Here is a 13,079-nt window from a genome sequence, read left to right as displayed (position 1 = left end):
TCCATGAGCAGGTCAGGGACTTCGACCGAGCTACGCCGAACGCGCTTCCAGGGCTTGCGTGTTCGACGCCCAGCGGTCGCGATGTTGGGGTGTGCGATGGCCGCGTCGTTCGCGGTTACCGTGCCCGCCCACGCCGCCACCCCGGCGGCGGGCCCGCCGACACCGGGGATCGCGACGGTGGGGATCCCCACGATGGCGCTTCCGGCGGGGGCATTGCCGGACCTCCGCCCGGTGTCCCAGGTGGTGGTGTCCACTTCCGTTGGGCCCAAACAGGAATCGGTGGTGACATCGACCTGGCCGCGGGTCAGCGCGGGGGACAACACGATCCACCCGACGCCCCTGGGGCCCGCCCGTCGGGTCGCCGACCAGACCGCCGCGGCCGGCGACGTCGTGCGGATCGGAAACCTCGAACTCCGCCGCCCGCGCGCCGTGTCTCCGCAACTCGCCTCGGACATCAGCGCTGGGTCCGGTGAACTCGTCGCTGGGATCTCCGATGTTCTTCGGAGTAACGGGGTTTCGACCGCCCGCGCCGACAAGGTCGCCGAACAGATGGTCGGGGACGCCGCGGTCGGCGGCGTGATCGGCGCCGGGGTGGCGGCTCCGCTCGCCCTCGCCGTCGGCGGTGTCGTCGGTGGTGGGCTCGGGCTTCTCCTCACGCTTCCGCTCTGGCCCACCGGTCTGGTGTTCGGGCCGCTCATCGGAACAGCCGTGGTCGCGACTCTCGTAGCGCTCCCGGCCGTCGCGGCCGGTGTCGCCATCGGCGCGGCGCACGGCTACGACAAGGGATGGAAGGTGCCGCTCAACCGCAAGCCGGCCAAGCGGCCCCAGCCGACGACGGCCTCGCTCGATCGGGCCCCGGCGCTGGTGGCGCCATCGGTACCGGCGACCTCCATCAAGCGGCTGACCCCGATGCCCGCCGTCAAGCAGGTGGCCTCGGCGCCCGTGGTGAAGCGCGTGACGCCGACACCGGCGGTGAAGCAGATCGCGCCGTCGGCGCCCGCCCGTCGTGATGCGTTGCCGTGCACGTGGGCACGGATTGCCGAGGTCGCACTACAGGGAGGTGCCATCGGCAGCTGCTGAGCGCACGCGAGAGATCGGCCCTGACGCAGTCGCGGACTGCGTCAGGGCCGATCTCTGCTCTGGCTGCTTTCGTTCTCGCTAAGGCCGATGCTCGATCAGCATCCGGACCGCGCCGACGATCGTGTCGACGAGACCCTCGGCGGTGTGGCCGCCGAGTTCGCCGCGCTGTTCGTCGGCGCGCATCATGATGACCGACTCGACGAGGCGGAAGGGCAGCAGACAGCGCTTGTCTGCCGGATCGCCCAGCACCGCCGAGGTAAGGGCCGCGTAGGCGGCCGCGAGTTCCTGTCGCGCGGAGCGAAATTCAACGAAGCGCGGTTCCCCGACCTCGGGCAGCAGGTAGAGCGCCCCGAGGTTCCAGCGTGCGCGGGCGAGCTGTTCCACGTCGTAGCGGGCCAGGGTGAGCAGTCGCTCCAGCGCCGGTCCGTCGGCATCGAGCAGCGTGCGGGCCTGCTCGACCGAGCCGACGACCGTGGTCTCCAAGAGGTGCGCCAGGATGTCGTCCTTGGTGCTGAAGTGGTGGTACATCGAGGCCTGCCTGATGCCCACCGCCTCGGCGATCATCCGGGTCGACGTCCCGGTGTATCCGTGGCGGGTGAAGAGCTCGGCCGCGGCGTCGAGGATCTCGTCGCGAGCGGTCTCGCCCCGGCGCCTCGACGGCACCAGGCGTGGGCGCCCGGGGCTGCCGGACGTGGTGGCCGTGCGCGTGCCGGTCGCCATGATTCCTCCTGCGTTGGTGGATGTTCTCGACCTAGTTGACCATGCTCGAGAGTCCCCGGATGGCCGTGCGATCCCGCGACCTGCGCCGATTAACGCAGTCGTTACCGACGTTTTCGCAGACGGAACAGAACGGTCAATCGAAAGAAACGTGCGTTCGCTTATCTGTCACCTGACAGATACGCGCTCAACGAGGAGCTCCTCGAGAAGAAAGAACGCATCATGACCTCAACCCCGGAAAAGACCGTCGCGCAACCGGTCACCGCCCCGGCCGGTGACTTCGACGCCGACGACCTCTCCGATCTCGGTTACGACCAGCAGCTGCACCGGTCGCTCGGCAAGTTCGCCTCCTTCGCGGCCGGCTTCTCCTTCGTCTCGATCCTGACCACGGTCTTCCAGTTCTTCGGCCTGGGTTTCGGGTTCGGCGGCCCGGCCTTCTTCTGGACGTGGCCGATCGTCTACGCGGGTCAGTTCCTGGTGGCTCTGTGCTTCGCCGAAATCGCTGCGCGCTATCCGATCTCGGGTGCGATCTACCAGTGGTCGCGCCGCATGGGTGGTGAGGTCATCGGCTGGTTCGGCGGCTGGTTCATGATGATCGCGCAGGTCGTCACGGCGGCCGCGGCGGCCATCGCCCTCCAGGTGGTGCTGCCGTCGGTGTGGATGGGCTTCCAGATCGTCGGCGACGATCCCACGCTCACCAGCACCAGCGGGGCGTCGAATGCGGTCCTGTTGGGTTCGATCCTGCTGGTGATCGTCACCGCCATCAACTGTGTCGGCGTCACCTGGATGAGCCGCGTCAACAGCATCGGCGTGGTCTGCGAACTCGTCGGCGTGATCGCGGTGATCCTGGCGCTGTTCACCCACGCCCAGCGCGGTCCGGGTGTCGTCTTCGACACCGGCGTCCCCGGTCAGCAGCCCGGTTACATCTGGGCGTTCATCGTCTCGGGGCTGATGGCCGCCTACGTGATGGTCGGATTCGGCTCGGCCGGTGAACTCGCCGAGGAGACCCGCGACCCGCGCCGCGTCGCACCGCGCACCATCCGGATGGCACTGACGGTCTCGGCCATCGGCGGCGGCCTGATGCTGCTGGGCGCGCTCATGGCCGCGCCGACGCTCAGCGAGGAACTCGCCATCGGCGGCCTGCCCTACGTGCTGGACTCGGTGCTCGGAAGCTTCTGGGGCAAGGTCCTGCTCTGCGACGTCGCGGTGGCGATCTTCATCTGCACCCTCGCCATCCAGACCGCATGCTCCCGCCTGATGTTCTCGATGGCACGCGACGGCCGGCTCCCGTTCTCGAAGCAACTGGCACACGTCAATTCGCGGACGGGCACCCCGATCGCGCCATCGATCCTCATCGGCGTGCTCTGCATCGGCGTCCTGGTGGTCAACGTTGGCAACTCCGCGATCTTCGCGACGCTCGCCAGCGTGTGCATCATCCTGATCTACCTGGCCTACCTCGCCGTCACCGGTCCGATGCTCTACCGCCGGTTCCAGGGCTGGCCGCACACCGGCGGTGTCGACGCCGGCGGCCGGAAACTGTTCAGCCTCGGCCGCTTCGGGATCGTGGTGAACCTCCTCGCCGTGCTCTACGGGGCACTGATGGTCGTCAACCTCGCCTGGCCACGTGCCGAGGTCTTCGATCCCGCCGGCGACATGCCGATCCTGCGCTGGGCCGGACCGATCGTCATCGCGGTGACCGTCCTCGCCGGCATCGCGTGCTTCCCTCGCGGCAAGGAACATCCGAAGCCCGTCGACCCCGCCAAGTCCTGACTCGGGCCGAGGGTTGCGCCCACCCTTGCTGCCTGAGGTGCGAGGAGCGCAAGCCGCCGGGCTGAGTAAGCGACGAAGGAGCGCATCGAAGTCGACGAGCCACGAAGGCCCGGTGACCCGAGCTCCACAAACCCCGACCACACCCACATTCCGAGGAGACATCCGACATGACCATCACCGCCACCGGCACCGGGACCACCGCGGGAGCCCGCGAACACGCCCGGTCGCAGGCCGGTCGCATCACCGACAGCATGCCGGTCGTCCCGGCGTCGAACTGGCCGAACCCGCCCGCCGATGTGGATCCCGCTTCCCTCACCTGGGCCGAGACCGTGCCCGGGGGGAGGTACACGAGCAAGGTCCTGGCCCGCGGCACGCGGCTGAGGCTGCACGACGTCGCCGGCTCGGCCTGCGCACACATCCTGCTGTGGCGCGCCGACGCACCGTGGGAGCGGCTCAATGCGGCCGACACCGTGAAGGTTCCGTGGCAGGCCTACCTCGGTTCCGGGCATCCGCTGCTCAGTGACCAGGGACGCGTCCTGGCAACGATCGTCGCCGACGGTTCCGGGCACCACGACGCACTCTGCGGCACCACGACTCTCGCGGCCAACACCGCGAAACACGGGGACGGGAAGGTGCATTCGGCCAGCCCGGCGGGCCGTGAGATGTTCACCCTCGCCGCCGCGAAGCACGGCTTGACCCCGACCGACGTCGCCCCCTCGGTGTCGTTCTTCCACGGTGTGAAGGTCGACGACGACGGGTCGTTGCGCTCCACCGGTTCCGCGGGAGCCGACACATCGGTCGACCTGATCCTGCACCTGCCGTGTGTCGTGGCGATCGCGAACACAGCACATCCCGTCGATCCGTCGCCGACGTTCGACACCACCTCGCTCGAGGTGCTCGCGTGGAAGGCCCAGCCCGATCTCGACGCTCTGCTGGCCGGTGTCGCGGACACCGATCCCGAGTACCAGCGTGCCGTCGCCAACTCCGAAGACGTCTGGGCCGCAGCTCATTTCTGAGCTGCCCAATCTGAGAGAGGACACCACTCGTGACCACCACCATCGATCTCACCGCGGCACCCGCGGCCGATCTCGCCCTCGCTGACGGCACGGTCGTCGACGACGCCATCGTGGGCGAACGCGGCCCCTGGTCGGGCGTCGTCGCCGCCGGCGACATACTCACCATCGTCGACCTCCACGGCAATCAGGCCGTCGACACCCTCTTCTACGGGGCGGCCGATCACGCCAAGCGCTACTCGGCGCAGGCCACGATCGCCGCGCAGGGCAACATCTTCCTGACCACCGGCACCGTCATCCGCGACCAGGAGAGCGAACCGCTGATGACGATCGTCGCCGACGAGGTCGGCAACCACGACACCGTGGGCGGCGCCTGCTCGCAGGAATCCAACACCCTCCGCTACGGCCACCACACCAGGCATCAGCACGCGTGCGTCGAGAACTTCCTGATCGAGGGCAGCCGCCACGGACTCGGCAAGGCCGATCTGGTCGGCAACGTCAACTTCTTCATGAATGTGCCGGTCGATCCCGACGGCTCCCTCGGCATCGTCGACGGCCTGTCGGCCCCGGGCAAGCGCCTGGCACTCCGGGCCGAGGTCGACACCCTGGTGCTGATCTCCAACTGCCCGCAGATCAACAACCCCTGCAACGGATTCGATCCGACCGCGGTCCGCGTCATCGTGACCCGGCCCGTGGTCTGACGGCCAGTCGCGTCGATTTCCGCACCGCACAACGACCTTCGAGGAACCACACCATGACTGCCTCCACCGGGGCCGCCACGCCCGCCCCCGTCACCGTCCTGCGGTCCGGTCCGCTCACCACCATCCAGGACTGGCCCGGTCGTATCGGGTACTGGAAGGTCGGCGTCCCACCCTCCGGGCCCATGGACGACCTGTCGTTCCGCCTCGCCAACCTCGCGGTCGGCAACCCCGAGACAGCTGCTGGTCTCGAGGTCACCCTGATGGGTCCGGCGCTGCGGTTCGACGCCGACGCCGTCGTGGCCGTCACCGGCGCACCGGTGACCGTCACCGTCAACGGACGGACTGTGTCGCAATGGGTTCCGCTGTCGGTGTCGTCAGGTGACGTCCTCGACGTCGGAACAGTGGGGACGCTCGGCATGCGGGCGTACATCGCGGTGTCCGGCGGGCTCGACGCCGAGGACTACCTCGGAAGCCGTTCCACGTTCACGATGGGCCGCTTCGGGGGTCTCGACGGCCGTCCGCTCGCGGCCGGTGATCAGCTCACCCTGCTCGGCGGATCGACCGGCCCGGCGCGGCGCATCCTCGGCGACGAGCAGCCCGCCTTCACCAACACCTGGCAACTGGCGGTGACCGTCGGTCCGCACGGTGCGCCGGAGTTCTTCACCGAGGCCGACATCGGCGACGTCTTCGCCACCGACTACGAGGTGCACTTCAACTCCGACCGGACCGGCATCCGGCTGATCGGTCCCAAGCCGCGATGGGCGCGCAACGACGGAGGCGAGGCCGGACTGCACCCGTCGAACATCCACGACAACGCGTATTCCGTCGGCGCCCTGGATTTCACCGGCGACACCCCGATCCTGCTCGGGCCCGACGGCCCGAGTCTCGGCGGGTTCGTGTGCCCGGTGACGGTCGTGACCGCCCAGCGGTGGAAGCTCGGTCAGCTCAAGCCCGGTGACACGATCCGGTTCGTGGCCGTTCGCAGCGAGGAGACCGCCTCGCCGAAGGAGACCGGTCTCGGCCGGCGTGCCAGCTTCGTCGACGTTCTGTCCGCGGGCGGCGACGCCGACAACGGCATCCTCGGCTCGACGACGACCGCCGACGGATCGACGGCGGTGACCTACCGCCGCTCCGGTGACGACAACATCCTCGTCGAATACGGTGACATGCAACTGGATCTGGCCCTGCGCGCCCGCGTGCACGCGCTGAGCGAACGCATCGCCGCCGAGAAGCCCCGGGGCCTCATCGATCTCACGCCCGGCATCCGGTCGCTGCAGGTCAAAGCCGACCCGGACATGTGGTCGCAGTCCCGGATGCTCCAGTGGCTCATCGAATGTGAGAGCCAGCTGCCCGCGGCCGAGGATCTCGTGGTCCCCAGCCGAACGGTGCACCTGCCCCTGTCGTGGGACGACCCGGCCACCCGCGAGGCCATCAAGCGTTACATGCTCGGCGTGCGCTCCGACGCTCCGTGGTGCCCGTGGAACATCGAGTTCATCCGCCGCATGAACGGTCTCGACTCCGTCGACGACGTCCACCGCACCGTCTTCGACGCCAGCTACCTGGTGCTCGGCCTGGGCGACGTGTATCTCGGTGCGCCGGTTGCGGTCCCGCTGGACCCGCGGCATCGGCTCGTCACCACGAAGTACAACCCCGCCCGGACCTGGACCCCGGAGAACGCGGTCGGCATCGGCGGAGCCTACCTGTGCATCTACGGCATGGAGGGCCCCGGCGGTTATCAGTTCGTCGGACGCACCACGCAGGTGTGGAACCACCGGCACCCACAGTCGGCGCCCGGCTTCGATCCCCAGCATCCCTGGCTGCTGCGCTTCTTCGACCGCATCTCCTGGTATCCGGTCAGTGCCGAGGAACTCCTCGACATGCGCGCCGATGTCGCGGCCGGGCGCGGGGACAGCACGAAGATCGTCGACGGTGTATTCTCGCTCGCCGAGCACCAGCAATACCTCGACGACAATGCCGCCGACATCGCCCTCCGGCGCGAGAAGATGGAGATCGCCCGCGCCGAGGAGCGTCAGAGATGGTCCGCGCAGGGCGAGTTCGCCGCCGACCTGAGCGCGGTCGGGGCCGAGAACGAGGAGCGGGTGGCATGAGCAGGGTCGACGAGATCTACATGCGGATCGCCGAGGCGGACCGTCCCGAGGTATTCATCGCGCTGCGTCCGCAGGCGGAGGTCGCTGCCGAGTACGACGCGGCTCTCGCGGCCGGCGGGCCACTGGCCGGCACCGTCCTCGCGGTCAAGGACAATGTCGACGTCGCCGGGTTGCCGACCACGGCAGCGTGCCCGGGCTACGCCTACACGCCCGCGGCCGACGCCCCGGCGGTCGCGGCATTGCGGGCCGCCGGTGCGGTGATGATCGGGAAGACGAACCTCGACCAGTTCGCCACCGGCCTCGTCGGAACACGAAGTCCGTTCGGTGCCGTTCGGGATTCGCGACGGCCCGAATACATCTCGGGCGGTTCGAGTTCGGGGTCCGCGGTGGCCGTGGCACTCGGGTTCGCCGACATCGCGATCGGCACCGACACCGCCGGTTCCGGCCGCGTGCCCGCCGGACTCCAGGGACTTGTCGGGATCAAGCCGACGGTCGGGTCGATCTCCACCGACGGCGTCGTGCCAGCGTGTGCCAGCTATGACACCGTGACGATCTTTGCGGCCGACCTGCCACTGGCGAACCGTGCGATGGCAGCGATGTCCGCCGCGCAGGGACCACGGCCGTTCGGCACGTCGGCGCCCCTGGCCGCACCGGAACGACCCGTCGTCGCCGTACCCGCCGAACTGCCGGAACTCGACGAGGCGTGGCGTGCCGCATTCGCCGAGGCGGTGCTGCGGGCCGAGGACGCCGGACTCGTGATCAAGACCATCGACCTGTCGCCCTTCCTTGCGGCGGCGAAGCTGCTGTACGAGGATGCGCTCGTCGCCGAACGACACGACGCCGTCGGCGACTTCCTGGATGCGACGGACGCGGACGACGTCGGGCTCGATCCCACCGTCGCCGGGATCATCGGTGCTGCTTCCCGATTCACCGCCGTCGACCTCCTGCGCGCACGCCGACGCCTCACCGAACTCCGTGCGGAGGCCATGGGGGAGTGGGGCGACGCGACCGTGCTGATGGTCCCGACCGCGCCGGGGCACCCGACGATCGCCGAGGTCGCCGCCGACCCGGTCGGCGTCAACTCGCGAATGGGCACGTACACCAACTTCTGCAATCTCTTCGACCTCTGCGGAATCGCCGTGCCGAGTGGCGTCGTGGCCGAAACCCAGGGCAGCGAAGCACAATTCGGTGTCACCCTGCTGGGTGCGGCGCACGAGGACGCGGTTCTCGTCGACGTGGCGGCCCGGTTCCTCGGCGTCCCCGATGTCGGGGCGTCGTGGGTGGAGACCGAGGAGTCGGTCGAGCTCGCGGTCTTCGGTGCGCACATGCGGGGCGGTCCGCTCACGCACGAACTCAGCGAACGGGGTGCCCGCTGGGCGGGGGAGATCGCGACGACGCCGACCTACCGCCTCGTCGCGCTCGACACCACTCCGCCGAAGCCCGGTCTGATCCGCGATCCTGTTGTGGGACAGGCGATCCGGGGTGAGGTCTGGCGACTGTCTGCGTCCGCGCTGGGCGAGTTCCTCGCTGCTCTCCCGGAACCGATGATGCTGGGCAAGGTCGAGGTGGCCGCCGGGGAGACCGGCCCCGCACGATGGATCGTCGGCTTCGGCTGCGCGGCCGACGCCGGTGCTGCCGGAACGGAACTCGACCGCGACCGCTGGTAGTCACGGCGTAACCGCCCGCTCCTCATCGGTATGACATCGAACCCGCAAACCGGGCTCGATGTCATACGGAACCGAGCGCCTCGCGCGATGACTGTCGACGTCCGACCTGGTCGTTTGTCCAACCCGGTGGTTTTGTGACAGGCCTCGTTTCGGCTACCAATTTTCGATTTCCGATGCTTAACTTGCTCAGCGCAAGGGGTGGGGAGAAAGAAAGTTGGACGAGTGACCAGCATGGGGCGGAACCGAACTCAGCGTTCGGAGAAGGTCGCGCGGCGCGCGGACCGCAAGCAGAAGCGTCAGCACCGCGTCGTCGCGGGCGCGGCCGCGATCGCCACGGTGGCCGCGATCGGCGCCGGGCAGGCGATGGAGCCGGCGGCCGCGGAGGCGTCCGCGATCAGTGACCTCCGAGACTGGTCGAACAGCTTCAACAAGGGGAATCCTCTCGGCGAGCTGGTGAGCGGTGTCGGAAACGGCGCGCTCGCGGACATCGCCGAAGCCTGGCGCATCGAATCCTGTGTCTCCGACGGCGCCCGCGGCGGCGCCGACTGCTCGCAGTCCAGTACCGACTTCGGCGGGATCGGCATCGCCATCGTGCTTCCCGACCGGATCGAGATCGTTCCCATCGGCGTCTACGACCCCCTCAAGAACGTGTACGACGACATCTTCTCGGGCACATTCGGTTCGATCCTGAGGACGATCGTCGGCAATCTCGGCGTGAACCTGCCGGCGACGCTTGCCGACGCCCCTGCCACCGAGGGCTCGGCAAAGGTCATCGGCAACGGTTTCCAGCTGGCGGTGGCGTTTCGCAAAGGCGACGCGACCGCCATCTCGTACCTCCCGCTCAGCATCGCGACCGCGGGCGCGAGTGACGGCCGCACGGCCAAGTCCTTCGCGCTCCTCGGCATGGCTCATGCCTGGAACACCGGCGACCTCCCGGTCACCGTGCTGGGCAAGGAGATCCTCGAGATCCCCGGTATCAAGGGCGTCGGCTGCTACGGCGGCCTCACCGGCGCCTACGCCGACGGCGTCGGAGCCTGCGCGAATGTGCTGGGCACCTTCGACTTCCGTTACCAGCAGCCCAACGGTGAGGTGCAGTTCGCGCTCACCGACCCGACGGCGCTGCTGTCAGACCCGACGGGTGTCCTCGGCGACGCCGGTCAGGAAGCGCTGCAGGGAATCCTGGCGTCGATTCTGAGCGGTTCCGGCATCGACTTCGACGGCGACTGGATGTCCCTCTCCAAGGACTTCTCCCGCCTGAGCATCGGCGGCGACTACGACCTGTTCAGCGGCAACTTCCTCCGCCTCACCAGTGACTACGGCTTCACCGGGCCGATCACCGTCGACTGGCTGGGTTCCCAGGTGACGTTCCGCCCGCTGGTCGAGGTGAACGGCGAGTACCGTCCGAACCGCCTCGGCCTCCCGGTCATCACCTTCGGGCAGCTCGACACCGGCGAGATCGTCCCGGTCATCCACATTCCGAGCTATGAGTTCCCCTTCGGCATCCCGACGACCGGCGGCGCGGTGATCCCGCAGTCGAACGCCGTCGCCCGGGTCGCGGCCTCGGCTCCCACCGCGTTCGCGGCGTCGACCTTCGCGGAGCCGGAAGCCGCAGAGTTCGTGGGCCCCGATCTCGTGGCGCCCGAGATCGCATCTGACGACTCGGGCAGCGACGTCGTCGACGAGTACGTCGGCAAGCATCGGGCGGCCGATGACGGCTACGAAGGCAAGCACCGCGCCCCTGAGGCCTCCGACGCCGGGGATTCCGACGCCGGCCCGGACAACGACTCCGACAACGGCTCTGACAACGGCTCCGACAACGGTGACTCGGATTCGGACGGCGGCTCGGACTCCGCGAGCTCCGGCGGCGACGCCGGCTCGGACAGCGGTTCCAGCTCGGCCGGTGACTCCGGTTCGGACAGCGGCAGCGGCAGCTCCGGCGCCGGCCGCGACGCCGACTCGGGCAGTGGTTCCGGCAGCGACTCGGGCTCGTCGAGCGGCTCCGGCGCCGAAGCGGCCTGACACCGGCCGCCCACAGACCGGCGCCCCGGCATTGGACTCGATCCGTGCCGGGGCGTCGACCATTCTCCAGCCCCCGACCGGGGAGTCAGGGCTCACGGTCGGTCGCCGGATCGACCTCCGGCCGACCCGGACGACAAATGACTACGCTGGTCGAAAAGCGGAGCCGACCAGGGAGGCCGTGATGGCGATCGATCGCGACAGAAGCAGAGCAGTGTCGGAGGTCGTCCGGCAGCATCCGGTGATGAGCCTGGTCGCGGTGTCACCGGGCGTCGCCGTGTTCGTGGTCCTGCTGGTGCTCGACCAGACGTTCCTGGCGATCCTCTTCGCCATCCTGGCCGTCGGCGGCGGGGTGTACCTGCTGTCCCGCAAGCGGTGAGCACGACGCCCGCGCGGTGAACCCCGACTCGACGATCCGCGCGGCTACAGTGGTGGCCAATGAGCCCGACCGCATCGCTGCGCGGTGCCGGCGGGCACATGCGGGTGAAGGGAGTGTGGGCGCATGATCGACGATTCGGGACGTCACCACGGCCGGACGGCCGGGCGGCCGGGTCACTGACCATGTCCACGCGCGTCGATGCCTACATCTGGGCCATCCGCCTGACCAAGACCCGATCCGCGGCGGGTGCCGCATGCCGTGGGGGCCATGTCCGCGTCAACGGCGTGACGGCCAAGCCCGCCCAGCCGGTGGTTCCGGGTGACGAGGTCCGCGTCCGGCTCGACGGGCGCGAACGCATCGTCGAGGTCACCAAGACCATCAACAAGCGGGTGTCGGCGCCGATGGCCGCCGAGTGCTTCATCGACCGGTCGCCGCCACCGCCGCCCAGGGAGATCCTGGCGAGTCAGCCGCGTCGTGACCGCGGTGCCGGCCGACCCACCAAACGCGAACGGCGACAACTCGATCGGCTCCGCGACTCGAGCTTCCTCGTCGCCGTCCTCGCCGTCGTCGTGCTGCTCGTCGGTGGTTGTTCGGACGACGAGCCGTCCGACCCGAACAGGCCGAACACCCCCGAGGCGCCCGCGCAGGCCGGTTCCGGGCCGTTCTTCGGCAAATGCGGCGGCGTGACGCTGGAAGAGGTCACCCGCATCACCGGCTTCGGCGGACTCACCGAGACCGTCAACAACACGTCGGTGTGCGAATGGGACACCACCGGCTCGCGGACAGGGGCCGTCGCCTCGTTCAACTGGTACCGCGGTTCGCCGATCGGCCGCGAAGAGGCCAACGTGAAGCTGTCGCGCGACGTGACCAACAAACTCGAGATCGACGGTCACCAGGGGTTCATCGGCTATACCCAGTCAGGCCAGATCTGTGAGGTCGGTATGGGATTCGGCGCCGACTTCTTCGAGTGGTCGATCCGGGGCGACGCGGTCGAGGCGCGGCCCATCGAGCAGATCTGCGACGCCGCACGGGAGTTGGCGAAGCTGTCCATCGAGCGTGCCTCATGAGGCGGTCACTCGCAGTCCTCGTCGCGCTCCTCCTCGGCCTGACCGCACTCGTCGGTTGCGCGCGCACGGTCGACGGTGAGCCGGTGCCGGTGGGCGCCGCCGGACAGTCCGGCAGCAGCGACATCGACACCGATCAATTCGACAAACTGCTCCTCGAGTGCGACGTGCTACCCGACGCGATGATCGCCGACGTGGTGGCCGGCGGTGGGTTCGCCGAACGGTCCTTCAGCGGTGCCATCTGCCGGTGGCTGGTGTCCGGTGCCACCGACGTCGTCAGCGTGACGTTCAACTGGTTCGAGTGGGGCAACGTCAACCTCGAGAAGGAGACGGCCAAAAAGCTCGGCTTCCAGACCGAGAACATCAAGGTCGCCAGCCAGTCCGCCTTCACCCAGCGCAGCCCCGACCGACCCGGAGTCTGCGGAGTCACCGCGAGGGCTCCGAGTCGCGGGATCTTCACCTGGTTCGTCGAACCCCGCAGCGCGCCCGCGGGCGACCCGTGCGAGGCGCCGATCAAGCTGATGGAGCTGTTGCTCCAGGGCGGTCAGTAGCCCCGGGATTTCG

11 protein-coding genes are annotated in these 13,079 nt (G+C 68.8%); 10 read left to right on the top strand and 1 reads right to left on the bottom strand.

The window, feature by feature from the left end; translation table 11 throughout:
* Window positions 1-96: 96 nt before the first annotated feature.
* A complete protein-coding gene (locus GOALK_RS09745) occupies window positions 97-1,080 on the top strand; it encodes a hypothetical protein (RefSeq protein ID WP_230461835.1) in 984 nt (327 codons plus the stop codon).
* 78 nt (window positions 1,081-1,158) lie between these two features.
* On the opposite strand, the gene GOALK_RS09740 is transcribed toward GOALK_RS09745, so the two are convergent.
* Entirely contained in the window at window positions 1,159-1,800 is a 642-nt protein-coding gene (locus tag GOALK_RS09740; RefSeq protein WP_006358639.1) for a TetR/AcrR family transcriptional regulator, read from the bottom strand.
* A gap of 219 nt (window positions 1,801-2,019) precedes the next feature.
* Here GOALK_RS09740 and GOALK_RS09735 point away from each other — a divergent pair, with 219 nt between their 5' ends.
* From GOALK_RS09735 to GOALK_RS09695, 9 genes are all read left to right on the top strand, one after another.
* Window positions 2,020-3,567, top strand: a complete 1,548-nt coding sequence (locus GOALK_RS09735; RefSeq protein WP_006358638.1) for an amino acid permease — start codon at window positions 2,020-2,022, stop codon at window positions 3,565-3,567.
* Window positions 3,568-3,734: 167 nt separating this feature from the next.
* On the top strand, window positions 3,735-4,583 hold the full coding sequence (locus GOALK_RS09730) for an urea amidolyase associated protein UAAP1 (protein WP_006358637.1): 849 nt from the start codon (window positions 3,735-3,737) through the stop codon (window positions 4,581-4,583).
* A 29-nt stretch (window positions 4,584-4,612) separates the two neighbouring features.
* Complete coding sequence (locus GOALK_RS09725) at window positions 4,613-5,281, top strand: urea amidolyase associated protein UAAP2 (protein WP_006358636.1); 669 nt, start codon at window positions 4,613-4,615, stop codon at window positions 5,279-5,281.
* Between the two features lie 53 nt (window positions 5,282-5,334).
* Window positions 5,335-7,389, top strand: a complete 2,055-nt coding sequence (locus tag GOALK_RS09720; RefSeq protein ID WP_006358635.1) for a 5-oxoprolinase/urea amidolyase family protein — start codon at window positions 5,335-5,337, stop codon at window positions 7,387-7,389.
* Entirely contained in the window at window positions 7,386-9,056 is a 1,671-nt protein-coding gene (gene atzF / locus GOALK_RS09715) for an allophanate hydrolase (protein ID WP_006358634.1), read from the top strand. Before GOALK_RS09720 ends, atzF begins: the two co-directional genes overlap by 4 nt.
* 231 nt (window positions 9,057-9,287) lie before the next feature.
* The gene (locus tag GOALK_RS09710) at window positions 9,288-11,075 is read left to right on the top strand and encodes a hypothetical protein (protein WP_006358633.1); all 1,788 of its coding nucleotides are present in this window, start codon (window positions 9,288-9,290) and stop codon (window positions 11,073-11,075) included.
* 181 nt (window positions 11,076-11,256) lie between these two features.
* Window positions 11,257-11,451 (top strand): hypothetical protein, encoded by a 195-nt coding sequence (locus tag GOALK_RS09705; protein ID WP_006358632.1) that lies wholly within the window; start codon window positions 11,257-11,259, stop codon window positions 11,449-11,451.
* Between the two features lie 182 nt (window positions 11,452-11,633).
* Entirely contained in the window at window positions 11,634-12,518 is an 885-nt protein-coding gene (locus tag GOALK_RS09700) for a DUF3558 family protein (RefSeq protein ID WP_040004103.1), read from the top strand.
* A complete protein-coding gene (locus GOALK_RS09695) occupies window positions 12,515-13,066 on the top strand; it encodes a DUF3558 domain-containing protein (RefSeq protein ID WP_006358630.1) in 552 nt (183 codons plus the stop codon). Before GOALK_RS09700 ends, GOALK_RS09695 begins: the two co-directional genes overlap by 4 nt.
* Window positions 13,067-13,079: the final 13 nt, after the last annotated feature.

Source organism: Gordonia alkanivorans NBRC 16433 (assembly GCF_000225505.1).
In the GTDB taxonomy this organism is placed as follows: Bacteria; Actinomycetota; Actinomycetes; order Mycobacteriales; family Mycobacteriaceae; genus Gordonia; species Gordonia alkanivorans.
This window is presented reverse-complemented; position numbering and strand designations above follow the sequence as displayed.

What these genes read in the sequence shown, in the direction of transcription:
- GOALK_RS09745 (WP_230461835.1), top strand. Translation starts at nt 97, where the DNA reads ATGGCCGCGTCGTTCGCGGTTACCGTGCCCGCCCACGCCGCCACCCCG.
- GOALK_RS09740 (WP_006358639.1), bottom strand. Translation starts at nt 1,800, where the DNA reads ATGGCGACCGGCACGCGCACGGCCACCACGTCCGGCAGCCCCGGGCGC.
- GOALK_RS09735 (WP_006358638.1), top strand. Translation starts at nt 2,020, where the DNA reads ATGACCTCAACCCCGGAAAAGACCGTCGCGCAACCGGTCACCGCCCCG.
- GOALK_RS09730 (WP_006358637.1), top strand. Translation starts at nt 3,735, where the DNA reads ATGACCATCACCGCCACCGGCACCGGGACCACCGCGGGAGCCCGCGAA.
- GOALK_RS09720 (WP_006358635.1), top strand. Translation starts at nt 5,335, where the DNA reads ATGACTGCCTCCACCGGGGCCGCCACGCCCGCCCCCGTCACCGTCCTG.
- atzF (WP_006358634.1), top strand. Translation starts at nt 7,386, where the DNA reads ATGAGCAGGGTCGACGAGATCTACATGCGGATCGCCGAGGCGGACCGT.
- GOALK_RS09710 (WP_006358633.1), top strand. Translation starts at nt 9,288, where the DNA reads ATGGGGCGGAACCGAACTCAGCGTTCGGAGAAGGTCGCGCGGCGCGCG.
- GOALK_RS09705 (WP_006358632.1), top strand. Translation starts at nt 11,257, where the DNA reads ATGGCGATCGATCGCGACAGAAGCAGAGCAGTGTCGGAGGTCGTCCGG.
- GOALK_RS09700 (WP_040004103.1), top strand. Translation starts at nt 11,634, where the DNA reads ATGTCCACGCGCGTCGATGCCTACATCTGGGCCATCCGCCTGACCAAG.
- GOALK_RS09695 (WP_006358630.1), top strand. Translation starts at nt 12,515, where the DNA reads ATGAGGCGGTCACTCGCAGTCCTCGTCGCGCTCCTCCTCGGCCTGACC.